General features: G+C 63.6%; 20 protein-coding genes. 14 read left to right on the top strand and 6 right to left on the bottom strand.

Annotated elements, in window-relative coordinates:
- Positions 1-32 precede the first annotated feature (32 nt).
- Both C8E02_RS08990 and C8E02_RS08985 read right to left on the bottom strand, forming a co-directional pair.
- Entirely contained in the window at positions 33-863 is an 831-nt protein-coding gene (locus C8E02_RS08990; protein ID WP_047967765.1) for a flagellin N-terminal helical domain-containing protein, read from the bottom strand.
- A 107-nt stretch (positions 864-970) separates the two neighbouring features.
- Complete coding sequence (locus tag C8E02_RS08985; RefSeq protein ID WP_120810508.1) at positions 971-1,186, bottom strand: hypothetical protein; 216 nt, start codon at positions 1,184-1,186, stop codon at positions 971-973.
- 38 nt (positions 1,187-1,224) lie between these two features.
- Here C8E02_RS08985 and hmpA point away from each other — a divergent pair, with 38 nt between their 5' ends.
- From hmpA to C8E02_RS08950, 7 genes are all read left to right on the top strand, one after another.
- Positions 1,225-2,565, top strand: a complete 1,341-nt coding sequence (gene hmpA / locus C8E02_RS08980; RefSeq protein ID WP_342766775.1) for an NO-inducible flavohemoprotein — start codon at positions 1,225-1,227, stop codon at positions 2,563-2,565.
- Between the two features lie 52 nt (positions 2,566-2,617).
- The gene (locus tag C8E02_RS08975; RefSeq protein ID WP_047967768.1) at positions 2,618-3,067 is read left to right on the top strand and encodes an RrF2 family transcriptional regulator; all 450 of its coding nucleotides are present in this window, start codon (positions 2,618-2,620) and stop codon (positions 3,065-3,067) included.
- A 231-nt stretch (positions 3,068-3,298) separates the two neighbouring features.
- Positions 3,299-3,526 (top strand): DUF2798 domain-containing protein, encoded by a 228-nt coding sequence (locus tag C8E02_RS08970; RefSeq protein WP_047967769.1) that lies wholly within the window; start codon positions 3,299-3,301, stop codon positions 3,524-3,526.
- A gap of 311 nt (positions 3,527-3,837) precedes the next feature.
- The gene (locus C8E02_RS08965; protein WP_120810506.1) at positions 3,838-5,259 is read left to right on the top strand and encodes an alanine/glycine:cation symporter family protein; all 1,422 of its coding nucleotides are present in this window, start codon (positions 3,838-3,840) and stop codon (positions 5,257-5,259) included.
- Between the two features lie 314 nt (positions 5,260-5,573).
- Positions 5,574-5,780, top strand: coding sequence for a helix-turn-helix domain-containing protein (locus C8E02_RS08960; RefSeq protein ID WP_120810653.1), 207 nt, complete (start codon positions 5,574-5,576; stop codon positions 5,778-5,780).
- Positions 5,781-5,962: 182 nt separating this feature from the next.
- On the top strand, positions 5,963-7,042 hold the full coding sequence (locus C8E02_RS17525; RefSeq protein WP_211329208.1) for a hypothetical protein: 1,080 nt from the start codon (positions 5,963-5,965) through the stop codon (positions 7,040-7,042).
- Between the two features lie 78 nt (positions 7,043-7,120).
- Entirely contained in the window at positions 7,121-7,813 is a 693-nt protein-coding gene (locus C8E02_RS08950) for a hypothetical protein (protein ID WP_147424477.1), read from the top strand.
- 152 nt (positions 7,814-7,965) lie between these two features.
- Here the strand turns inward: C8E02_RS08950 and hemN are convergent, their stop codons facing one another.
- Positions 7,966-9,375, bottom strand: coding sequence for an oxygen-independent coproporphyrinogen III oxidase (hemN, locus tag C8E02_RS08945; protein ID WP_047967771.1), 1,410 nt, complete (start codon positions 9,373-9,375; stop codon positions 7,966-7,968).
- A gap of 111 nt (positions 9,376-9,486) precedes the next feature.
- Between hemN and fnr the strand changes: the two genes are divergently transcribed.
- Entirely contained in the window at positions 9,487-10,233 is a 747-nt protein-coding gene (gene fnr / locus C8E02_RS08940; RefSeq protein WP_047967772.1) for a fumarate/nitrate reduction transcriptional regulator Fnr, read from the top strand.
- Between the two features lie 89 nt (positions 10,234-10,322).
- Here fnr and C8E02_RS08935 read toward each other — a convergent pair whose 3' ends face one another.
- Genes C8E02_RS08935 through C8E02_RS08925 form a run of 3 tightly spaced genes read right to left on the bottom strand, consistent with a single transcriptional unit; the run spans position 10,323 to position 16,014 of the window.
- Positions 10,323-11,705: an efflux transporter outer membrane subunit gene (locus C8E02_RS08935; RefSeq protein WP_120810504.1), complete on the bottom strand. Its 1,383-nt coding sequence runs from the start codon at positions 11,703-11,705 to the stop codon at positions 10,323-10,325.
- Positions 11,695-14,823 (bottom strand): efflux RND transporter permease subunit, encoded by a 3,129-nt coding sequence (locus C8E02_RS08930; protein WP_120810503.1) that lies wholly within the window; start codon positions 14,821-14,823, stop codon positions 11,695-11,697. Before C8E02_RS08930 ends, C8E02_RS08935 begins: the two co-directional genes overlap by 11 nt.
- 15 nt (positions 14,824-14,838) lie before the next feature.
- On the bottom strand, positions 14,839-16,014 hold the full coding sequence (locus C8E02_RS08925) for an efflux RND transporter periplasmic adaptor subunit (RefSeq protein ID WP_245961110.1): 1,176 nt from the start codon (positions 16,012-16,014) through the stop codon (positions 14,839-14,841).
- A gap of 263 nt (positions 16,015-16,277) precedes the next feature.
- On the opposite strand from C8E02_RS08925, the gene C8E02_RS08915 reads away from it, so the two are divergent.
- The 6 genes from C8E02_RS08915 to C8E02_RS08890 all read left to right on the top strand — a co-directional run bounded on the left by C8E02_RS08915 (position 16,278) and on the right by C8E02_RS08890 (position 22,384).
- Positions 16,278-16,928: a TetR family transcriptional regulator gene (locus tag C8E02_RS08915; RefSeq protein ID WP_047967774.1), complete on the top strand. Its 651-nt coding sequence runs from the start codon at positions 16,278-16,280 to the stop codon at positions 16,926-16,928.
- 39 nt (positions 16,929-16,967) lie between these two features.
- Positions 16,968-17,870 (top strand): ABC transporter ATP-binding protein, encoded by a 903-nt coding sequence (locus C8E02_RS08910; RefSeq protein ID WP_120810501.1) that lies wholly within the window; start codon positions 16,968-16,970, stop codon positions 17,868-17,870.
- On the top strand, positions 17,870-18,625 hold the full coding sequence (locus C8E02_RS08905; RefSeq protein ID WP_120810500.1) for an ABC transporter permease: 756 nt from the start codon (positions 17,870-17,872) through the stop codon (positions 18,623-18,625). Before C8E02_RS08910 ends, C8E02_RS08905 begins: the two co-directional genes overlap by 1 nt.
- 47 nt (positions 18,626-18,672) lie before the next feature.
- A complete protein-coding gene (locus tag C8E02_RS08900; RefSeq protein WP_245961109.1) occupies positions 18,673-18,921 on the top strand; it encodes a BolA family protein in 249 nt (82 codons plus the stop codon).
- 9 nt (positions 18,922-18,930) lie between these two features.
- Positions 18,931-20,190, top strand: a complete 1,260-nt coding sequence (gene murA, locus C8E02_RS08895; RefSeq protein ID WP_120810499.1) for a UDP-N-acetylglucosamine 1-carboxyvinyltransferase — start codon at positions 18,931-18,933, stop codon at positions 20,188-20,190.
- Between the two features lie 211 nt (positions 20,191-20,401).
- A complete protein-coding gene (locus C8E02_RS08890) occupies positions 20,402-22,384 on the top strand; it encodes a methyl-accepting chemotaxis protein (protein ID WP_120810498.1) in 1,983 nt (660 codons plus the stop codon).
- Positions 22,385-22,468: the final 84 nt, after the last annotated feature.

Genomic DNA, 22,468 nt, shown 5'->3' with positions numbered 1-22,468 from the left:
CAGACTGATTAAAGGTACAACGGGTAAAACTCTTACTGCATCAGCGACATGGCCAGCTGACCGATGGAACCGGACTGCTTCAGCATCGAGGTGCCGGCCTGCATCAGCATCTGACGCGAAGTCATGTTGGCGGTTTCGTTGGCGTAGTCGGTGTCCATGATGCGCGACTTGGCGATCTGGGTATTGTTGTTGACGTTGGCCAGGTTGTTGCTGATGTGGTTCAGGCGGTTGGCGCCGGCACCGATGGACGAACGCAGGGTGCCAACGGCGGCAACGGCGGTGTCAGCCAGTGCGATCACGGCGCTTGGGTCGGCAATCGACAGGTCGCCGGCGATCAGCGCGGTGTTGGCGGTACCGATGGCGGTCAGGTCGGCGGAGGCGTTGAAGGTGTAGGCTTCGGCCGCAGTGGCACCCACCTGGAACTTCATCGCCGCGGCCAGCTTGCCGCCAGTCAGCAGCGCTTCGCCACCGAACTTGGTGTTGGTCATGATGTTGGTGATTTCGGCGCCCAGCGCATCGAATTCAGCCTTCATTGCGGTCTTGTCGGCAGCGGTGGCGGTAGCGGTAGACGCTTCGGTGGCCAGGTCTTTCATACGCAGCATGATGTTGGACACTTCGGACAGCGCGCCGTCGGCAGTCTGCAACAGGCTGATACCGTTCTGCGCGTTCTTCATCGCCACGGTCATGCCACGGCTTTGCGCTTCCAGACGGGTCGCGATCTGCAAGCCGGCGGCATCGTCCTGCGACGAGTTGATGCGATAACCGGTACCCAGCCGGGTCATCGAGGTCGTCAGCGAGTTCTGGCTGGTATTCAGGTTGCTTTTGGTGAACAGGGATGCGGCGTTGGTGTGAAGGCTCAGCATGATCTATCGCTCCGTATTGAGGAAGTTTGGAACAGCGCTTGTTGCGCCATCACCAGTACAAGACGGCAGCACGGTGTCGCGGCTTAAATGCGGCAGAGTGTGAAAAATCACATTGCATGGCGGCGGCCGTGACGGCAGGCCATCACCACCACCACCGACAGCTTGAACACCCCGGCCGACAGCGTCAGCAGCAGGTGGGCGGCGATGACCCAGCCCAGCGCCAGCGGCACGCTTTCCTGGTAGGCCAGATACAGGCAACCGCCGAACAGCAACAGGGCGGTGACGGCGGCGCGGCGGGCGGTGGTTTCGATGGTGTGCGACATGAGTGGCTCCGGGGCTGACACGAGAAAATTAAACATGTATTATTTGTACATGTTTTAAGCCAGCCTGTCCCGCCGCGTTCGCCACCGTCCATCCCCGGCCCGAACGTTGGCCGCGTATCGCCGCTGGCGCACAAAAACATGTATTTTTTACACAACAAAAGGAAAGCACGATGCTGGATCAGCACACCCGTCAACTGGTCAAGGCCACCGCCCCCATCCTGAAACAACACGGCGTCACCCTCACCCGCCATTTCTACGCGCGCATGTTCCAGCACAATCCGGAACTGAAGCAGATCTTCAACCAGGGCCACCAGCAGGCCGGCAGCCAGCAACAGGCGCTGGCGATGGCGGTGGCCGCCTACGCCGAGCACATCGACGATCCGTCGGTACTGGCACCGGTGCTGACGCTGGTGGCCAACAAGCACGCCAGCCTCGGCATCCGCGCCGAGCACTATCCGATCGTCGGCGGTCACCTGCTGGCCTCGATCCGCGAGGTGCTGGGCGACGCCGCCAGCGACGAGCTGATCGCCGCCTGGGCCGCCGCCTACGGCCAGCTGGCCGACATCCTGATCGCCGAGGAAAGCAAGCTGTACCAGCAGGCGGCCACCCAGCGCGGCGGCTGGAGCGGCTGGCGCGCGTTCAAGGTTGGCCGCAAAGTGGCGGAGAGTGCGGAAATCACCTCCTTCTATCTGCAGCCGGCCGACGGCGGCGCGCTGCCGGACTACCTGCCGGGGCAGTACGTGTCGGTGCGGCTGGCGGTGCCGGCGCTGGGCATGATGCAGCCGCGGCAGTACAGCCTGTCGGCGGCACCCGGCGGCACGGCGCTGCGCATCTCGGTGAAGCGTGAGGGCGGCAGCGCCAGCACCCCGGCGGGCATGGTGTCCAATGTGCTGCACGACACAATCGAGGCCGGCGCACTGCTGGACCTGGCGCCGCCGATGGGCGACTTTTTCCTGCACCAGGAACGCAGCACGCCGGTGGTGCTGATCAGCGGCGGCGTCGGCATCACGCCGCTGCTGGCAATGCTGGAACAGCTGCTGCAGCAGGACAGCCCGCGCCAGATCCGCTTCCTGCACGCCTGCCGCGACGGTAGCGTGCACGCCTTCCGCCAGCACGTCGCCAATCTGGCAGCCGAGTATCCGCAGCTACACAGCGCCATCTACTATGAAGCGCCGCGCGCCGAGGACCAGCCGGGCGTGCACTACCATCACGCCGGCCGCATCACGCTGACGGCGGACATGATCGTCGCCGACGCCGACTACTACCTGTGCGGCCCGCTGCCGTTCATGCAGGCGCAGCAGCAGGCACTGCTGGCGCTGGGCGTCGACGCCGCGCGCATTCACGCCGAGGCCTTCGGCACCGGTGGCACCGCGCTATAATCGCGCACAGCGGGCCGCAGCGGCGGCCCGCTTTTACCCGGATACTGCCTGCATGCAACTGACCCACTTCACCGACCTTGGCCTGCGCGTCCTGATGTACCTCACCGACGAGCCGCGCGCGACGCCGGTCACCATCGGCGAGATCGCCGAGCGCTTTGCCGTGTCGCGCAACCATCTGGTCAAGGTGGTGCACTTCATGTCGCAGCAGGGCTGGCTGGTCACCACCCGTGGCAAGGGCGGCGGCCTGGCGCTGGCGCGTGCGGCCAACCTTTACCCGCTGGGGCAGGTGATCCGCCAGCTGGAAGGCATCACCGAGCTGATCGACTGCGCCGAGCCCCCGTGCCAGCTGCGCGGCAGCTGCCAGCTGAAAGGGATGCTGGACGAGGCGCTGCAGGCCTTTTTCAGCGCGCTGGACCGCTACACGCTGGCCGATGCGGTACGCACGCCGACCAGCCAGGCCATCGCCATCCTGCACCGCATGTCGCCGCGCGCGCTGTCCTGAGCGGCGCCTCAAGGTCTGCGGCGACGGCTCGCCATGCGGCGCGACGGCCTTAAGCACGCGCCCGGCCTGCGTCTTTACCCCGTGTCAACGCCGCTTCCGCCGTCGTTGTCGTTCTGTCGCGCATGAGCGCACGACCCGGCAGCGCTTGCGGGCGCGTGTCGCACACCGGACATTGGTCAAGTCGCTTTACATTATATAAAATGCGCTACCCACCACCGTAGCGAGACCACCATGTCCCCTCCTTCCCGCAAACACACCCTGCTATTCGCGCTGCTGATGTCCTGCTACATGGCCTTCCTGATGTCGGGCATCCTCACCGCGGTCAACACCGGCCTCGACGCCGGCTTTGTCGGCCGCTGGCTGCGCGCCTGGCTGCTGGCGTGGAGCTGCGCCTTCCCGCTGGTGCTGATCGGGGCGCCGCGCCTGCGCCGCCTGCTGCTGCGCTACGTCGGCCCCTGACAGCGTTGCCACCCGGCGGCCGCCCGGCCGCCGTTCGTTTCGGTTCACTTTCAATCAAATCGAATCGAAACAACCGGAAACCCGCCGCCAAACAGGGTTTTTCCCGCCCAGAATCACCACAAACGAACACACCCCCGTCGCAATTTACGCTATCATGCCGCCCCTTCAGCGGCGATCACCGCTGAAAACCTGGCACCACAAGACCGCTGAAGCGGCAATTGACCATAACAACACCCTGAGCCCGTTGATGTTGCCGGCACCGCCACAAGTGCTGCCGGCGACGTTGCGCTCGACACGCATTAGGAGCACATATGGAATTACTTCACGGCTGGATCAATGCCGGCAATGACCTGATCTGGGGTCAGCTACTGATCTACCTGTTACTGGGCATCGGCCTGTTCTTCACCCTGCGCATGGGTTTCATGCAGATCCGCCTGCTGCCGCGCGGCGTGAAGGAAATGCTGGGTGGCCGCAACCACGTCGCCGGCAGTAACGACATCTCCTCGTTCCAGGCCTTCGCCACCGGCCTCGCCAGCCGCGTCGGTACCGGCAACGTCGCCGGTGTCGCCACCGCCATCGCGCTGGGCGGCCCCGGCGCCGTGTTCTGGATGTGGATGACCGCGCTGCTGGGCATGGCCAGCGCCTTCGCCGAATCCAGCCTGGCACAGCTGTTCAAGGTCAACCACCACGACAACACCTTCCGTGGCGGTCCGGCCTACTACATCCAGAAGGGCCTGAACATGCGCTGGCTGGGCATGGCGTTCTCGATCTCGCTGATCGTCGCCTTCGGCCTGGTGTTCAACGCGGTACAGGCCAACTCCATCGTCGCCGCGACCGAAGGCGCGCTGGGCTGGGACAAGAACCTGGTCGCCATCGGCCTGGTGCTACTGACCGCGCCGATCATTTTCGGCGGCATGCGCAAGGTCGGCCAGGTGGCGGAATGGATGGTGCCGGTGATGGCCGCGCTGTATCTGGGCATGACCGTGTACGTGATCATCACCCACGCCAGTGAAGTACCGGGCGTGCTGGCGCTGATCGTGAAGAGCGCCTTCGGCATGCAGCAGGCTGCCGGCGGCTTTGCCGGCTACGCACTGAGCCAGGCGATGATGCTGGGTATCAAGCGCGGCCTGTTCTCCAACGAGGCCGGCATGGGCTCGGCACCAAACGCGGCCGCCGCCGCCACTACCCGTCATCCGGCATCGCAGGGCCTGATCCAGATGTTCGGCGTATTCATCGACACCATGATCGTGTGCACCTGCACCGCGCTGATCGTGCTGCTGTCCGGCGCCTTCGTGCCCGGCGCCGAGCTGAAGGGCGTGCAACTGACCCAGGCGGCGATGAGCGCCACGCTGGGCAGCTGGGGCGGCACGCTGCTGGCGGTGATCATGTTCCTGTTCTGCTTCAGCACCATTATCGGCAACTACGCCTACGCCGAAGGCAACGTCGAGTTCATCAAGAACAACAAGACCGTGATCTTCGTGTTCCGTCTGGCGGTACTGGGCATGGTGGTCTTCGGCTGCTTGGGCAGCTCGATGCTGGTCTGGGACATGGCCGACCTGGCGATGGGGGTGATGGCACTGATCAACCTGTTCGCCATCGTGATGCTGTCCAAGTACGTGTTCGTGCTGCTGAAGGACTACCAGCAACAGCTGAAGGCCGGCGTGAAGCAGCCGGTGTTCGACGTGAAAAAGTATCCGGAGATCGAAGCCAAAATCCACAAGGACGTGTGGTAAGCCTTGCGGCCAACCCTGTCCCGAGCAAGCCCGCCACCGGCGGGCTTTTTTTGCGCGCGGGCGCGGCGCACGATGGCAACGCAACCAAGGCCAAGTCTGCCCTTGCCCCACCGCCAGCACCATCCATCCTAGGTGTCGGTCCTCGCCGGAGGCGATGACGCACCGCGACCAATGTCGCCATGGCAGAGGAAAGGCAAGTGGCGACCATAGGTAGTTTTGCTGATAGAGGCCGGATAATGACTAATGTATGATTTCTTATGCCATGTTGAGGGCCGAGAAATATGTCTGAACAAACCGTAGCCGATGGACGAGTCATGCTTGATCCTGCCAAGCTCAAGAAGTTGAGACGTGACAAGTGTTTTAGCCAGGACGATCTGGCGGAACACGCCCGAATCAACCGCTGTCCCGTTTCTACCGCCTCGATCAAAAGGGCCGAACTGGGGACACCGGTACGTTACCGGACGGCAAAAAACCTGGCACAGGCCTTGGGGGTTGAGGTCAATCTATTATTTTCCGAATAGTCCTGCCGCGAGCGGCTATAAAAATATCCAGCTAAATAATGTCAGAATGCTTACACATCATTTTGATGCCAAACTGATACCAACTTGACCGGCAACAGATCCATTTTTCTTTTTATGCAATGGTTATAGTGAGTTAGCTGATTCGTCAGCGACATCACATCTAACTGATTGGAGAATTGGAAATGGCTGAAAAGTACAATATCTACCTGGTCAACAAATCGGGCAGCACCCGTAACTTCTGGCTGTTCCTGCAGCCGCCCGAGCAGATGAAAGCCGACCCCGGCGTTTTCGCGAATTCGAGCGCATGCCTGAGCATTATCAACAATGCCCAAGGTTACAACCTGTTCACCGTGCCGGTGCAATATTCGGTTGCGGCAGGGGCCAGCAACGAGGCCGTTGGTCTCGACGTAGCCATTACTTCCAACGTGCCGATGCTTGCCACTCTGGGCAAGCAGTACGAGGCGGACTATGTCACCTGCCCACCGCGCCAGGGACCACAGCTCAAGGAAGTGGGTGCCGGCTCCAGCGGCCTCGTCGACATCGTCACCAACAACTTCAACAAACCCAGCAATGAAGATCATGGCTGGTTTGCCAACCAGAGCTTCGGCATTCAGACCGCAGCCGGCTATATCGGCATGACCTGGTCCCCGGACCCGGGCGTTACCCGCCACATCCAGCCCAAGTTCTCGTTCTACGTAAGCACCGGCGATTTCGACTACAACACCCTGGCGCAATGGACCGATGTGTCGACCAAGGCGGCCGAAATCACCCTGGACAAATTCAGCCAGTTCAACTGCACCGTGACGCTGACCGAAACCGGCGACTGGACCGTGACTCCCGGCAAGCCCGCCGTCAGCGTGGCTGACGACGTGGTGCATGCACTGGTGAACAGCCACCTGTCGCTCTGCAAGGCACACGAGAACCTGCTTGCCCTGACGCAATCCGCACCACTGCAGCAGCTGCAGCTGGAAGGCGATCCAACCTTCCTCGACTCCGTATCCAGCGTGGTGTGGCAAGACAATGCCGTGGACGGCGTGGTGCGATCCGACATGGCCAATACCTTCCTCAAGGGCCGGCTGTCGGTGGGCAGCGCGCTGATGGCCGGGTTCACCTTCTTCCTGCTTAGCGGCGTGCGCTTCAACATCAAGGGCTCGACGCAGCAGGGATCCTTCCAGTGCGAATTTGATTACGCCGGCGATCGCTCCGCCAAGGCCGTGCAGGACTTGTTCCAGCCCGGCGCACCACTGGAATTCCACAAGTAATCCGTTCATTACTTGACTCGGGACACAAGCGTTTACCGGTTAAACGTTTGTGTCCTGTTATTGAAAGCAATATCCCGCATGGAATCCGCTGACAATACAATTATCTTTCCTCCCATAAAAAGTGTTGGGGTATTACTGACGTCTACGCCAGATACAGCCATCACGATTACTTCCGTTAGTGACCTTAATATAAAACTTGGTTTGACTTTTTATGCCACCAGCTCTCCGATGGCCGATTATATTCTCGCTGGAATTCAGTCTGTACATACCAAGGTAATTATCGATTTTAACAATCAATTGCCACTATCCTGGGTTGCCTCGGTGCTGGCCGCGGGAGAAATCAGCCCGAATCAGCTTGCTTATCCATTCAGCGCCAATGCAGATCAATTCTCGATGCGGTTTAATAATGAAATTACCCTGACACACGACGAGAGTGGCTGGCGAATACCGCCCTATGACAATAAAGAATATCGCGTCTGTATTGGCTTGGGGATGGGGTTGGAAGAAATAGACTGGGGCTGTAGTGTAACGGTGGCCCCCAATAGCAGCGTGTTGCTGGAAGCCAGCGCCTATGAGGTGTTTCGCCTGGATATGGCAATGCCGATAGGTAGTCCGGTGACGCCCACGCCACCCAATGCCTGGCAGATTCCCCTTGGCAGCAAGGCGCTACTCTCGTTCTCAGCCTCGGGTATCGGAACGCTGACGTTCGGAACCGGCAACCAGGCACAACAAGCCAATCCAGAGCATGACCAACACGCCGCCAAGTCTTGAAAAACAAGCCAGGCGCACTTCCCTGCCCCCATCCGGCTCAAATGGATGACAGGCTCTAGCGCCCGCGCCGCCGCCGGCATCAACAAAAAGGTTGGCCGCATCGCTGCGGCCAACCTTGTGTGCCTGTCGTCCCGCCGCCCGTGCGGCGCGCGTCAGATGGTTTTCGAATAGCGCGCGCCGGTTTCGCGCTCGCGCAGGTGGCGGTCGAATGCCATCGCGATATTGCGAATCAGGAAGCGGCCCTTCGGCTCCACCATCAGGAAGTCGCCGTCGAAATGCAGCAGACCCATCTGCTGGAATTCACGGATCTTCGGCAGCTCGTCGGCGAAGTAGTCGGCAAAATTGATGGCGAAGGTCTGCTCGATCGCCTCCACCGACAGCGAGAAGCGGCACATCAGCGCCTGGATCACGCTGCGGCGCAGGATGTCGTCCTGGGTCAGAGTCATGCCGCGCATCACCGGCAGGTGGCCGGCATCCAGCGCCGCATAGTAGGCGTCGATGTCCTTTTCGTTCTGCGAGTAACAGGGGCCGACTTTGCCGATCGACGACACGCCGAAGCCGATCATGTCGCAATCGGCGTGGGTGGAGTAGCCCTGGAAGTTGCGCTGCAGGCGGCCCTGCTCCAGTGCGCGGGTCAGCTCGTCACCGGGCTTGGCGAAGTGGTCCATGCCGATGAACACGTAACCGGCGTCGCTCAGCTGCTGTACCGAGTTCTGCAGGATGTCGAGCTTGGTGGCGCTGGACGGCAGATCGGCCTCGTTGATGCGGCGCTGCGGCTTGAACACGGTCGGCAGGTGCGCGTAGTTGTACAGCGCGATGCGGTCCGGCGACATCGCGATCACCTTGTTGACGGTGCTTTCCAGCGAGTGCGCGCTCTGCAGCGGCAGGCCGTAGATCAGGTCCACGCTCACCGACTTGAAGCCGGCCTCGCGTGCGGCGTCGATCACCAGCCGGGTTTCCGCCTCGCTCTGGATGCGGTTCACCGCCTGCTGCACCGCCGGATCGAAATCCTGGATGCCGACGCTCATGCGGTTAAAACCGAGACGGCCCAGGTGCAGCACGGTGTCGCGGCCAACCTTGCGCGGGTCGATCTCGATGGAAAACTCGCCTTCCGGCAGCAGTTCGAAGTAGCGGTTGATGACGCCCATCACCCGGTCCAGCTGCGCATCGGACAGGAAGGTCGGTGTGCCGCCGCCAAAATGCAGCTGGATCACCTTCTCGCGACAGCCGAGTTTTTCCGCCACCAGCGCGATTTCCTTTTCCAGGTAGTCGAGGTAGGCGTCGGCGCGGCTCTTGTCCTTGGTGATGATCTTGTTGCAGCCGCAGTAGTAGCAGATGGTGTTGCAGAACGGGATGTGCACGTACAGCGAAATGCCGCGATGGTTTGCCCCAATGGCGCGCTGCGCCAGGCAATGTTCATAATCATTCACCCCGAAACCGGCGTGAAAACGGTCGGCGGTCGGATAGGAGGTGTAACGCGGACCGGACCCTTCCAGTGTTTCGATCAGGGTCCGGTCGAAAACACATTGGGTCGGGATAAATGCAGAATGAGCAGCCATCATATATTTTGATTGGAAATCTGGTGGGGGACTGGTAAATTTGCGCAATTACGCCTTGATCTGCATTGACGCTCATCAAGCAAGCTCATCTGTCCCTGGAAATCGACTCTCGGTATGAACGATCTGTCCTCCCCCCTGCATTCGCTGAAAGTCACTTGTTCCAACTGCAGCCTGCGTGAATTGTGCCTGCCGGTGGGGCTAAACCGTGACGAGATGGCCCAGCTGGATGCCGTTATCCGTCAGAGCCGCCGTTTCAAGCGCGGTGAGTACCTGTTCCGCAGCGGAGAAGGTTTCCGTTCTTTATACGCGGTGCGCACCGGCTATTTCAAGACCTGCGTTTCCAGCCAGGACGGTCGCGAACAGGTCACCGGTTTCCACATGTCCGGCGAGCTGATGGGGCTGGACGGCATTTCCTCCAACACCCACGGTTGCGACGCCATCGCGCTGGAGGACAGCGAGGTGTGCGAGCTGCCGTTCAGCCGCATGGAAAGCCTGGGACGCGACATCCCCAGCCTGCAACACCACTTCTTCCGCCTGATGAGCCGCGAGATCGTGCGCGACCAGTCGGTGATGCTGCTGCTGGGCAATATGAAGGCGGAAGAACGCCTCGCCGCCTTCCTGCTCAACCTGTCGCAGCGCCTGGCCAGCCGCGGCTTTGCCGCCAACGATTTCATCCTGCGCATGAGCCGCGAGGAAATCGGCAGCTTCCTCGGCCTGAAACTGGAAACCGTCAGCCGCACGCTGTCGAAATTCCAGCAGCAGGGCTGGATCCTGGTCGATCACAAGCACATCCAGCTGGTCCGCCCGGAAGAGCTGAAGGCCCTAGTGGCCGGCTGCTCGCAGGCCAACAGCGCCGGCTAAGCCCATCCCATCGTGCCGCCCGCCGGCGCGCTGCCAACAAAAAAGCCCGGATCGACTGATCCGGGCTTTTTGCATCGTGCGTTGCGGGCTCAGCCGGCCTGCCAGCCGCCACCCAGTGCCGCGTACAGCGACACCACTGCCGACAGCCGCGCGAGGCGGGCGCTGGACAGCGCCTGCTCCACCTGGAACACGCCGCGCTCGGCATCCAGCACGTCCAGATAGCTGGAGTAGCCGTTGTCGTAGCGCAACCGCGCCAGGCGCAGCGCCTCGCGCAGCGATGCCAGCTGCTGCAGCTGCGCCTGTTCGGTGGCGCGCGTGGTGCTGACCGCCGACATCGCGTCCAGGGTGTCGGCAAACGCCTGCTGCACCGTCTTCTCGTACACCGCCAGCGCCTGTTTCTGGCGCGCGTTGGCGGCATCGACACCGGCGGCGATACGGCCGGCGTTGAAGATCGGCGCGGCCAGGTTGGCCGCGAAGTTCCAGGTCTGCGCCGGGCCGCTGAACAGGTCGGTCAGCGCGGTGCTGGCGCTGCCGATGCCGGCCGACAGGCTGATGCTCGGGAAGTAGGCGGCGCGGGCGACGCCGATGCGGGCGTTGGCCGCGACCAGGCTGGCTTCCGCCGCCGCCACGTCGGCACGGCGCAGCAGCAGGTCAGACGGCAGCCCGGACGGGATCTGCTCCGGCTCGGCCAGCGCCGACAAGGCCTTGCCGCGGCCAAGGTTGGCCGCAATGTCACGCGGCGAACGGCCCAGCAGCACCGCCAGCGCGTGTTCGGTCTGCGTCACCGCCTGTGCCAGCTGCGGCACGGTGGCGCGCGCGCTGGCGGCCTCGGCCTCGGCCTGGCGCAGCTCCAGCTCGGAGGTCATGCCACCGTTGAAGCGTTTCTGGCGTAGCTGCAGCGATTGCTCGCGGCTTTGCAGCGTGGCGCGGGCGCTGGCGAGCTGGGCGTCGTAGCTGGCGAGCTGGAAGTAGCTCTTGGCCACCTGGCTGCCCAGCGACAGTCTGAGCGCGGCCAGCGAGCGCTCGCTGGCGCTGACGTCGGCCAGCGCCGCTTCGCGTTCGCGGCGCAGCTTGCCCCACAGGTCCAGCTCCCAGCTGGCGGTCAGCCCGGCCTGGCGGCTGTCGAGCAGCGCCCCGCCACCACTGCTGTAGCTCGAGGTCTGGCTGCGGCCGCTGCCGGCACTGGCGCTGACCTGCGGCAGCAGGCCGGCTCGCGCCACACCGGCGGCGGCGGCGGCTTCTTCCACCCGCGCCGCGGCCTGCACCAGATCACGGTTGTAGCGCAGCGATTCGTCTATCATCGCGTCCAGCACCGGATCCTCGAAACTGCGCCACCAGTCGCTGGCGACCGGCGCCACGTTGGCCGCCGCCTGCGGCATTTCCAGCTGCGGACGCTGGTAGTCGGGGCCGACCGCGCACGCCGACAGCGCGGCGGCGACCATGATTGGCAACAGCGCTTGCTTAAGCATCATGCTGTTCTCCTTGTGGCGCCGGCTTGCGCTGGCTCCACTGCATAATCAGTTTGAAAAACAGGGGGATGAACAGCGCCGCGATGAAGGTTGCGGCCAACATGCCCCCGATCACGCCGGTACCGATCGAGTGACGGCTGGCGGAGCCGGCACCGCTGGAAATCGCCAGCGGCACACAACCGAGGATGAAGGCCAGCGAGGTCATCACGATCGGGCGGAAACGCAGCTTGGCCGCCTCCACCGCCGCCTCGGTCAGCGAACGCCCTTCTTCCATCTTCAGCACCGCGAATTCGACGATCAGGATCGCGTTCTTCGCCGCGAGGCCGATCAGCGTCACCAGCGCCACCTGGAAGTAGATGTCGTTCTCCAGCCCGCGCAGCCAGTTGGCCACCAGCGCGCCGAATACCGCGAACGGCACCGCGGTCAGCACCGCTATCGGCAGCGTCCAACGCTCGTACTGTGCCGCCAGGATCAGGAACACCATCACCAGCGCGATCACGAATACCGTCGACGAGGCACCGCCGGTGGACTGCTCCTGGAAGGCGGAACCGGTCCACGCCAGGGTGTAGCCATCCGGCAACGTTTCCTTCGCCAGCTGTTCCATCACCGCCAGCGCTTCGCCGGAGCTGTAGCCCGGTGCCGGGCCGCCGACCAGCTTGGCCGACGGGAAGGCGTTGTAGCGCTCGACGATTTCCGGACCGGTGGCCTGCTCCACCGTCACCAGGCTGGACAGCGGAATCATCTGCCCGTTCTGCGCCCGCACGAACACGGTACGCAGGTTGTCGACGCTCTTGCGGAACTCGGCCTCCGACTGCAGCTGCACGGTGAAGATGCGGCCGAACTTGTTGAAGTCGTTCACGTACAGCGCGCCGAAGGTGCTCTGCATGGTGTCGAACACGTCGTCGATCGGCACGCCCAGCGCCTTGGCCTTTTCACGGTCCAGCTGCACGTTGACCTGTGGCACGTTGGCGGAGAAGGTGCTCTGCACGCCGGCCAGTTCCGGCCGTTTTGCCGCCGCCATCATCAGCGCCTGCGCCTGGGCCGCCAGCTCGCCGGCCGAGGCACCGGCACGGTTCTGCACGTAGGCCTCGAAGCCGCCGGTGGAGGACATGCCGGAGATCGGTGGCGGGTTGAAGGCCAGGACCAGCCCTTCCTTGATGCCGGCACCCTTCATGAACACGTCGCCGACCACCGCCTGCGCCGACATGCCCGGCGCCTTGCGCTCGTCCCACGGCTTCAGGGTGATGAAGGTGACACCGGTGTTGGTGCGGTTGGAGCCGGACAGGATGTCGAAGCCGGCAAAGCTCATTACGTCCTTCACCGCCGGGTTCTTGGCGATTTCCACGTCCAACTTGTCCATCGCGTCCACGGTGCGGTTGATCGCCGCGCCGTCGGGCAGGATGGTGGCGGAGATCACGTAGCCCTGGTCTTCTTCCGGCGCCAGCGACGACGGAATCAGCTTGAACAGCCATGCCGAGGCGCCGATCAGCAGCCCGAACAGCACCAGTGCCAGCACGGAACGCTTGATCAGGAAGGCCACGCCGCTGCTGTAGCGCTGGGTGATGCGGTCAAACAGGCGGTTGAAGCCGTCGAAGAAGGCGTTGCTGTGCTGATGCTCGGACTTCAGCATCGCCGCGCACAAAGCAGGGGTCAGCGTCAGCGCCACGATGCCGGAGATGGTCACCGACATCGCGATGGTGATGGCGAACTGCTTGTACATCTGGCCGGCAATACCGCCCATGAACGCCACCGGGATGAACACCGAGCACAACACCAGCACGATGGCGACCACCGGGCCGCTGACTTCCTTCATCGCCTGGATGGTGGCTTCGCGCGGCGGCTTGCCCTCTTTCATCATGATGCGTTCGACGTTCTCCAGCACCACGATGGCGTCGTCGACCACGATACCGATCGCCAGCACCATGCCGAACAGCGTCAGGGTGTTGATGGAGTAGCCGAACATGTACATGCCGGCAAAGGTACCGACGATGGACACCGGCACCGCCAGCCCCGGAATCAGCGTCGCGCGCCAGTTCTGCAGGAACAGGTACACCACGGCGAACACCAGCACCATCGCTTCCATCAGCGTGGTGATCACTTCCTGGATCGACACCTCAACGAAGCGGGTGGTGTCGTACGGAATGGAATAGGACAGGCCAGCCGGGAATTTCGCCGCCAGCTCGTCCATCTTCGCCTGTACCGCCTTGGCGGTGTCCAGCTGGTTGGCGCCCGGCGCCAGGTTGATACCGATCGGGATGCTAGGACGGCCGTTGTGCTTGCCGTAGAAGTCATAGCCCAGCGCACCCAGCTCCACCCGTGCCACGTCCTTCAGCCGCACCTTGGCCCCGTCGGCAGCCGCGCGCACGATGATGTTCTCGAACTCGCTGGCCTCGGTCAGGCGGCCCTTGGTGGTGATGGTGTAGGTGAAGTCCGGCTTGCCGGCGTTCGGTTCGGCGCTGATCTTGCCGGCGGCGAACTGCGCGTTCTGCTCGCGGATGGCCTGTGCCACGTCGCTGGGCGTCAGCTTCAGCTGCGCCAGACGGTCCGGTCGCAGCCACACCCGCATCGCGTAGTCCTTGCCGGCGAAGTTGGTGACCTGGCCGACGCCGGGAATGCGCTTGATCTCGTCAACCACGTTGAGCAGCGCGTAGTTGCTCATGAACAACGTGTCGTAGCGCTTGTCCGGCGAGTACAGCGAGATCACCTGCAGGAAGGTGGCGGCCTGCTTGCGCACGTTGACGCTCTGGCGGCGCACCTCTTCCGGCAGCGACGACAGCACCGACTGCACGCGGTTGTTGACGTTGATCGACGCCTGGTCCGGATTGGTGCCGATCTTGAAGGTGACGTTGATGGTCAGCCGGCCGTTACTGGCACTGCTGGACTGCATGTACAGCATGTCGTCGACGCCGTTGATCGCCTGTTCCAGCGGCGAGGCCACGGTATCGGCGATCACCTCGGCGGAGGCGCCGGGATAGGCGGTGGTCACCGCCACCGACGGCGGCACGATCTGCGGGTACTGTTCGATCGGCAGCGCGCGCATGCCGAAGAAACCGGCCAGCACGATCACGATCGACAGCACGCTGGCAAAGATCGGCCGGCGGATGAAGAAAGATGAAAACATGTGTTATTCCTCGCCTTAGCCTTGGGCCGCTGCCGGGGCGGCAACGTTGGCCGCAGCCGCCTGCGGCACCACCTTGGCACCCGGACGCAGCTTGATCAGGTTGTCGGTAATCACCAGGTCGCCGGCCTTCAGCCCGCTCTCGACGATGAAGCCGTTATTGGCGCTGTCGCTGATCTGCAGCGGACGGGCCTCGACGGTATTGTCCTTGCCGACCACCCACACCATCTTGCCCTGCTGCGAGGTCAACACCGCCTTCTGCGGCACCACCAGCGCATTGAGGCGCACCGCGCCCTTCAGCTCGACGCGCACGAACTGGCCGGCACGCACGGTGCCTTCCGGATTGACGAAGCTGGCGCGCGCCGCCGAGGTGCCGGTGGTCGGGTCGATGACGCGGTCGGCAAAGTTGATGCGGCCTTCACGGCCGTAGGTGCTGCCGTCCGGCAATTTCAGCGACACGATGTAGCGGCCGCCTTCCGGCTGGCGCAGCTTGCCGCTGGCTGCCAGTTGCTGGTTCTTCAGTACGTCGTTGTCGGACAGCGAGAACTTGACGTAGATCGGGTCCAGCTGCGAGATCTTGGTCAGCAGACCGGCATCGCCCGGCTGCACCAGACTGCCCTCGGAACGCGCCTCGGCACTGGTCACGCCGGAAATCGGCGCGGTGACGCGGGTGTAGCCGAGGTTGATCTGCGCCGACTTCATCGCGGCGCGGGCGGCGGCGACCGAGGCCTTGGCGCTGGCCAGCGCGGCCACCGCGTCATCGCGGTCCTTCTGGCTGACAGCGTTTTCCTTGAACAGCGGCAGCACGCGGTCGTGGTCCTGCTGCGCGCGGATCAGCTTGGCTTCTTCCAGCTTCAGCGTCGCCTCCGCCTGCTCCAGTGCCGCCTGGTACGGGGCGGCGTCGAGCTGGAACAGCACGTCACCGGCGCGCACGCTGGCACCCTCGGTGTAGGCACGCTTCTGCAGGATGCCGGAGACGCGAGCGCGCACTTCCACCTCGCGCGAGCCGACCGCCTGGCCGACGTACTCGGTGACCACCGGCACATCGGCGGCGGCCATCTTCACCACGCTGACCGGCATCGGCGGCATCGCCCCGTGACCGGCAGCCTGCTCGCCCTGCTGCCCGCAAGCGGTCAGCATCACTGCCAGCGGCAACAGCGCCAGCGTCCATTTATGATTATTGAAAGAACTCACCAGAGATCTCCTTGATGTGTGCGTCGTACATTGGCAACAGCTGTCTGCGCGCTGCGTGCCGGTCAAAAAATGCCAACCGGCTATATAGCATGCAATCGTGCTGGACAGCCGCTTGCCAGGACGCGTTTCTGAATTCCGGTACAGACAATGCGGCAAATTTGCGCCAAAATACATACATTCGTGTATGTATGTAAACAAATCAACCAGCGCAGCGGTGGCTTTAACGCTATCCTTACGCCGCGTTGAATAACCCTTTCGAGAACATGGCACGCAAGACTAGAGAAGAAGCCGAGCAAACCCGTCACCTGCTGCTGGATACCGCCGAACAGGTGTTCTGGGAAAAAGGTGTCGCCGCGACCTCGCTTGCCGACATCGCCGCCGCCGCCGGGCTGACCCGCGGCGCGATCTACTGGCACTTTTCCAACAAGCTCGACCTGTTCAACGCGCTGTGCGACCGCATCATTCCGGAGCTGGAAATCCTCGACGCGCGCCTGCTCGACAGCAGCATCAACCCGGCGACGCGGCTGTGGCTGCACGGTCATTCCATGTTCGCCCTGCTGCACGACAATCCGCGTATCCGCCGCATCTGCGGCATCCACCATCTCGGCTGCGAACAGGTCGGCGAAATGGCGCCGTTGCTGCTGGAGCAGATCAGCTGGACCCAGGAAAAACAGGCCAAGCTGCAGCAGGTGCTGCACTGTGCGCAGGAGCAGCAATTGCTGCGTGCCGATGTCGATCCCAAGCTGGCCGCCATCGGCCTGCACAGCCTGTACGGCGGCCTGATCCACAGCTGGTTGCTGGCACAGGACGACCGCACCATTCACAATAATCTATCCGCGCTGTTAAGCCCTTATTTTGAAGGCATTTTCAAGGAGCGCTGCTGGCTGCAACCCCTGCCATGCGCTGCTGAATAGCGTTATACTCCGCGTCTTTACGCCTTCCGCCCTTCTGTCATGACTCACGCCATCAGCATCGATGCTGTCAGCAAACGCTTCGCGTCGCTGCAGGCACTGGATCACATCAGCTTCACTGTAGAACACGGCGAGTTCTTCGCCCTGCTCGGCCCCAACGGCGCCGGCAAGACCACGCTGATTTCCGCCATGGCCGGCCTGTCGCGCGCCGACAGCGGCCAGATCCGCATCATGGGTCACGACGTGGTTGCCGAGTCGCGCGCCGCGCGCATGAAACTGGGGGTGGTGCCGCAGGAACTGGTGTTCGATCCGTTCTTCACCGTGCGCGAGACGCTGACCTTCCAGTCCGGCTATTTCGGCATCCGCCACAACGATGCCTGGATCGACGAACTGCTGCACAAGCTGGGGCTGACCGACAAGGCCAACGTCAACATGCGCGCGCTGTCCGGCGGCATGAAACGGCGGGTGATGGTGGCGCAGGCGCTGGTGCACCGCCCGCCGGTGATCGTGCTGGATGAACCAACCGCCGGCGTCGACGTCGAACTGCGCCAGAGCCTGTGGGCGTTCGTGAAGGAACTCAACGCCGCCGGCCACACCATCGTGCTGACCACCCACTATCTGGAAGAAGCCGAAGCGCTGTGCAGCCGCATCGCGATGATGAAAAAAGGCCGGCTGATCGCGCTGGAAAACAAGGACACCCTGCTGTCGCGCAGCGCGGCGCGCGAAGTGTCGCTGCAGCTGTCGGGGCCGTTGCCGGCCAGCCTGCAGCCGCTGAGCCTACGCCAGCAGGACGGCCGCCACATCCTGGCGCTGCCGGACATTGCCAAACTGGAGCAGGTATTGAGCGAACTGAGGTTGGCCGCAGTGGAAGTACGCGAACTGTCGGTGCACGAAACCGATCTGGAGCAGGTCTTCGTCAAGCTGATGCACGGGGGACAACTCTGATGTATGGCTTTCTGACCCTGTTCAAGAAGGAAATCCTGCGCTTCTGGAAGGTCGGCTTCCAGACGGTGATGGCGCCGGTGCTGACCGCGCTGCTGTACCAGATGATCTTCTCGCACGTGCTGTCGCAGCACGTCGAGGCCTATCCCGGCGTCAGCTACACCGCGTTCCTGATCCCTGGCCTGGCGATGATGTCGATGGCGCAGAATGCGTTCGCCAACAGCTCGTCCAGCCTGATCCAGTCCAAGATCACCGGCAACATCGTGTTCTTGCTGCTGCCGCCGATCAGCGCGCCGGCGTTCTTCGGCGCCTACCTGCTGGCGTCCATCGTGCGCGGGCTGGTGGTCGGCTGCGGCGTGCTGCTGGTCACCGCCTGGTTCGGCCTCAGCCTGCCGGCACAGCCGCTGTGGCTGCTGGCCTTTGCCGTGCTCGGCTGCGGCGTGCTCGGCGCGCTGGGCATCATGGCCGGCATCTGGGCCGACAAGTTCGACCAGCTGGCCGCGTTCCAGAACTTCCTGATCATGCCGCTGACGTTCTTGTCCGGCGTGTTCTACTCTATCAACAGCCTGCCGCCGCTATGGCGCAGCGTCTCCCACCTCAACCCGGTGTTCTACATGATCGACGGCTTCCGCTACGGTTTCTTCGGCCAGGCCGACGTCTCGCCGTGGCTGTCGCTGGCGGTAGTCGGCGGCTGTTTCGTCGCGCTGTCGCTGTGGGTGATGCGGCTGATCGCCAGCGGCTACAAGCTTCGCCATTGAGCAGCGGCACCTTGCGTGCCGCGCCATTACAACAAAAGACAGGAACCATGATGGTAAGTGCAGACTATATCAAGGAAGTCATTCTCGCCGGACTTCCCTGTGACTACATTGACGTGCAGGGCGATGACGGCACCCACTTCAACGCCGTGATCGTCAGCGCGGAATTCTCCGGCCGCAATCGCGTCCAGCGCCACCAGTTGGTGTACCAGGCCCTCGGCGACCGCATGCGCGCCGAGATTCATGCATTGGGAATGAAGACACTCAGCCCGGAAGAATGGGCGCAGCAACAAGGCTAAATCACGAAAATGGAAAAACTGGTCATTCAAGGCGGCAACGGCCCGCTCAACGGTGAAATCCGTGTTTCCGGCGCCAAGAACGCCGCCCTGCCTATCCTGTGCGCCGGCCTGCTGACCGCCGACACGCTGAAGCTCACCAATGTGCCGATGCTGCGCGACGTGGCCACCACGCAAAAGCTGCTACAGGGCATGGGCGTACGCGTGATGACCGACAACGTGCACGAGTTCGAGATCACCGCCGCCAGCCTCGACACCCTGGTGGCGCCGTACGACCTGGTGAAAACCATGCGTGCGTCCATCCTGGTGCTGGGCCCGACGCTGGCCCGCTTCGGCGAGGCCACCGTGTCGCTGCCAGGCGGCTGCGCCATCGGCTCGCGCCCGGTGGAACAGCACATCAAGGGCATGGTTGCCATGGGCGCCGAGATCTCCATCGAGCACGGCTACGTCAAGGCGCGCGCCAAGAAACTGCGCGGCGCCCACATCGTGATGGACATGGTCACCGTCGGCGGCACCGAAAACCTGATGATGGCCGCGGTACTGGCCGAAGGCACCACCATCCTGGAAAACGCCGCGCGCGAGCCGGAAGTGGTCGACCTCGCCCACTGCCTGGTGGCGATGGGTGCCAAGATCCAGGGCATCGGTAGCGACAAGCTGATCATCGAAGGCGTCGAGCGCCTGCATGGCGCAGAACACGCGATCATGCCGGACCGCATCGAAGCCGGCACCTTCCTCGTCGCCGGTGCCATGACCCAGGGCCACGTGGTGCTGCGCAATGCCGCACCGCGCAGCATGGACGTGATCCTCGACAAGCTGACCGAAACCGGCGCCGTGATCGAGTGCGGCGACGACTGGATCTCGCTGGACATGAAGCGCCGTCCGAAAGCGGTCAACGTGCGCACCCTGCCGCATCCGGCATTCCCGACCGACATGCAGGCGCAGATGATGACACTGAACACCATCGCCGACGGTGCGGCGGTGATGACCGAGACCATCTTCGAAAACCGCTTCATGCACGTGCCGGAGCTGAACCGCATGGGTGCCAACATCGAAGTGGAAGGCAATACCGCCATCGTCAAGGGCGTGGAAAAACTGTCCGGCGCCACCGTGATGGCCACCGACCTGCGCGCCTCCGCCAGCCTGGTGATCGCCGGCCTCGCCGCCGAGGGCGAGACCATCGTCGACCGCATCTACCATCTGGATCGCGGCTACGAGCACATCGAAGCCAAGCTCAATGCCGTCGGTGCCAACATCACCCGCGTCGCGAGCTAAATCTTAAACAGCCACACCACCGCCGTGACTGCAACCGCAGCCACGGCGGTTTTTTATGGCCATCTCTGTTTAACAAAACTGTTGCACAAACGTCATTTACCATACATTAATTTAAAATATTAAACACCCGTCGCTTTATCTTCCGCCCTGCCGCCGCCTATCATCAGCCGACCCGCACCACCACAACCACGCTGCAGCGACAAGGAAGATCATGTTCGACACCATCAAGGCCAAGCTGCTGGTCGGCACCGGCCTGCTCGTTCTCGGCGGCTTCAGCCTGATCATCGGCGTCAACGCCCACCTCTCCGCGCAACAGGCGGAACAGCACGTACTGGCCGCCACCCGGCTGCTGGCCGCCAACGAGGCCGCCAAGCTCAACCAGCGCCTGGAAGGCGCCTACACCACCGCCAAGGACCTCGCCGCCTACGCGCTGGTGCTCAAGCGCGGCGCGCCGGCCAACGCCCGAGCCCTGGCCAGCGCCCACACCCGCCTGCTGATGCAGACCAATCCGCAGGCCATCGGCGTGTTCCTCGGCTGGGAGCCGAACGCACTGGACGGCCGCGACAGTGAGCTGGCCGGGCAGCCGGAAAACGGCGCCAGCGGCCGCGCCGGCAGCTACTGGTTCCGCAAGGGCGGTCAGGAGGACGTGGTGTGGGGCTCGGAGGACACCGACGGCAGCGAGTACTACGACGGCCCGAAGCACAGCCTGCAGCCGGTGCTGACCGAGCCGTACGAGGATCACGACATCAAGGTGCTGATGGCGACGCTGTCCTACCCCATCCTCGATAACGGCCGCTTTCTCGGCGTCGCCGGCATCGACTTCAGCCTGGCACAGCTGCAGGCGGTCGCCGCCGCGATCCGGCCCTACGGCAGCGGCTTCATGACCATCTACTCCAGCAAGGGCATGGTGCTCGGTGCCGGCAACAAGGCGCTGGTCGGCAAGGCGGACCCGGGGCTGCCGGCGGCGGCGCGGCGCGCGATCCACAGCGGCGCCAGCCTGCAGTACATCGACGACACGCAGGTGCTGCACTACATCGAGCCGATGCGCGTCGGCAACATCCGCAACGCGTGGGCGGTGCGCATCTCGATTCCGCTGGAGCGTGCGCTGGCCGACAGCCGCGCCGCCACCCGCGACACCATTCTGTTCAGCCTCGGCGCGCTGCTGCTGATCCTGCTGGTGCTCGGTGCGCTGCTGCGGCGGCTGACCACCCCGCTGACGCGGCTGCAGCAGGCGCTGAGTGCACTGGCCACCGGCGACGGCGACCTCACCCGCGAGCTGGCGATCCGCGGCCGCGACGAGATCGGCGCCTCCGCCGGCGCCTTCAACCGCTTCAGCCAGTCGCTGCGGCAGATGCTACTGGAAGTGCGCGAACGGGTCGGCGCCGTGCACCACGCCACCCAGGCACTGGCCGGCGAAACCGGCGACATCAGCACCCGCTCGCAGCAGCAGGCGGTGGCCGCCACCGCCACCGCCGCCGCCATCGAGCAGCTGTCGGTCAGCATCAGCCACATCGCCGACTCCGCCCGCGTCGCCGAAGGCAGCGTGCGCGAGGCCGGCCAGGAGGCGGAACAGGTCGCCGACAGCGTGCACGCCACCGCCAGCGGGATCTCGCGCATCGCCGACACCATCCGCCAGCTCAGCGGTGTTCTGGCCGGGCTGGAACAGCGCTCCGGCCAGATCAGTCACGTGGTGCAGGTGATCAGGGACATCGCCGAGCAGACCAACCTGCTGGCGCTGAATGCGGCGATTGAGGCCGCCCGCGCTGGCGAACAGGGGCGCGGCTTTGCCGTGGTTGCCGACGAGGTGCGCAAGCTGGCCGAGCGCAGCGCCGGCGCCACCGTGGAAATTGCCGCCAGCATCCGCCAGGTGCAGGACGAGACCCGCAATGCCAACGACAGCATGAACGCCGCCATCCGCCAGGTGGAAACCGGGGTGCAGCAGGCGGAACGCGCCGCCGCCGCCATCTCCGGCATCCACCACCACAATCAGCAGGTGATGCGCACCGTGGCCGGCATCGCCAGCGCCACCGCCCAGCAGTCCAGCGCCAGCCACGACATCGCGCGCAATGTGGCGCAGATCCACGACATGATCGACGGCACCGACCAGTCGGTGCTGCACGCCACCCGCGCCACCGGGCAGCTGCGCCAGCTGGCGGACGAGCTGCAGCAGCGCATCGAGCGCTTCAAGCTGTAATCGTACGCCAAGGTTGGCCGCAAGCCGTTGCGGCCAACCTTGGCCATGAAAAAACCGGCAGGCCCGCGGGGCACTGCCGGTTGT

Origin of the sequence: Vogesella indigofera (assembly GCF_003633895.1) — a bacterium.
In the GTDB taxonomy this organism is placed as follows: domain Bacteria; phylum Pseudomonadota; class Gammaproteobacteria; order Burkholderiales; family Chromobacteriaceae; genus Vogesella; species Vogesella indigofera.
The sequence above is the reverse complement of the archived record's forward strand: the minus strand, read 5'-3'. Positions and strand labels throughout refer to the sequence as shown.

Bases quoted from the DNA above. Each gene is read 5' to 3' on its own strand.
- C8E02_RS08990 (WP_047967765.1), bottom strand. From the start codon at position 863: ATGCTGAGCCTTCACACCAACGCCGCATCCCTGTTCACCAAAAGCAAC.
- C8E02_RS08985 (WP_120810508.1), bottom strand. From the start codon at position 1,186: ATGTCGCACACCATCGAAACCACCGCCCGCCGCGCCGCCGTCACCGCC.
- C8E02_RS08975 (WP_047967768.1), top strand. From the start codon at position 2,618: ATGCAACTGACCCACTTCACCGACCTTGGCCTGCGCGTCCTGATGTAC.
- C8E02_RS08970 (WP_047967769.1), top strand. From the start codon at position 3,299: ATGTCCCCTCCTTCCCGCAAACACACCCTGCTATTCGCGCTGCTGATG.
- C8E02_RS08965 (WP_120810506.1), top strand. From the start codon at position 3,838: ATGGAATTACTTCACGGCTGGATCAATGCCGGCAATGACCTGATCTGG.
- C8E02_RS08960 (WP_120810653.1), top strand. From the start codon at position 5,574: ATGCTTGATCCTGCCAAGCTCAAGAAGTTGAGACGTGACAAGTGTTTT.
- C8E02_RS17525 (WP_211329208.1), top strand. From the start codon at position 5,963: ATGGCTGAAAAGTACAATATCTACCTGGTCAACAAATCGGGCAGCACC.
- C8E02_RS08950 (WP_147424477.1), top strand. From the start codon at position 7,121: ATGGAATCCGCTGACAATACAATTATCTTTCCTCCCATAAAAAGTGTT.
- hemN (WP_047967771.1), bottom strand. From the start codon at position 9,375: ATGATGGCTGCTCATTCTGCATTTATCCCGACCCAATGTGTTTTCGAC.
- fnr (WP_047967772.1), top strand. From the start codon at position 9,487: ATGAACGATCTGTCCTCCCCCCTGCATTCGCTGAAAGTCACTTGTTCC.
- C8E02_RS08935 (WP_120810504.1), bottom strand. From the start codon at position 11,705: ATGATGCTTAAGCAAGCGCTGTTGCCAATCATGGTCGCCGCCGCGCTG.
- C8E02_RS08930 (WP_120810503.1), bottom strand. From the start codon at position 14,823: ATGTTTTCATCTTTCTTCATCCGCCGGCCGATCTTTGCCAGCGTGCTG.
- C8E02_RS08915 (WP_047967774.1), top strand. From the start codon at position 16,278: ATGGCACGCAAGACTAGAGAAGAAGCCGAGCAAACCCGTCACCTGCTG.
- C8E02_RS08910 (WP_120810501.1), top strand. From the start codon at position 16,968: ATGACTCACGCCATCAGCATCGATGCTGTCAGCAAACGCTTCGCGTCG.
- C8E02_RS08905 (WP_120810500.1), top strand. From the start codon at position 17,870: ATGTATGGCTTTCTGACCCTGTTCAAGAAGGAAATCCTGCGCTTCTGG.
- C8E02_RS08900 (WP_245961109.1), top strand. From the start codon at position 18,673: ATGATGGTAAGTGCAGACTATATCAAGGAAGTCATTCTCGCCGGACTT.
- murA (WP_120810499.1), top strand. From the start codon at position 18,931: ATGGAAAAACTGGTCATTCAAGGCGGCAACGGCCCGCTCAACGGTGAA.
- C8E02_RS08890 (WP_120810498.1), top strand. From the start codon at position 20,402: ATGTTCGACACCATCAAGGCCAAGCTGCTGGTCGGCACCGGCCTGCTC.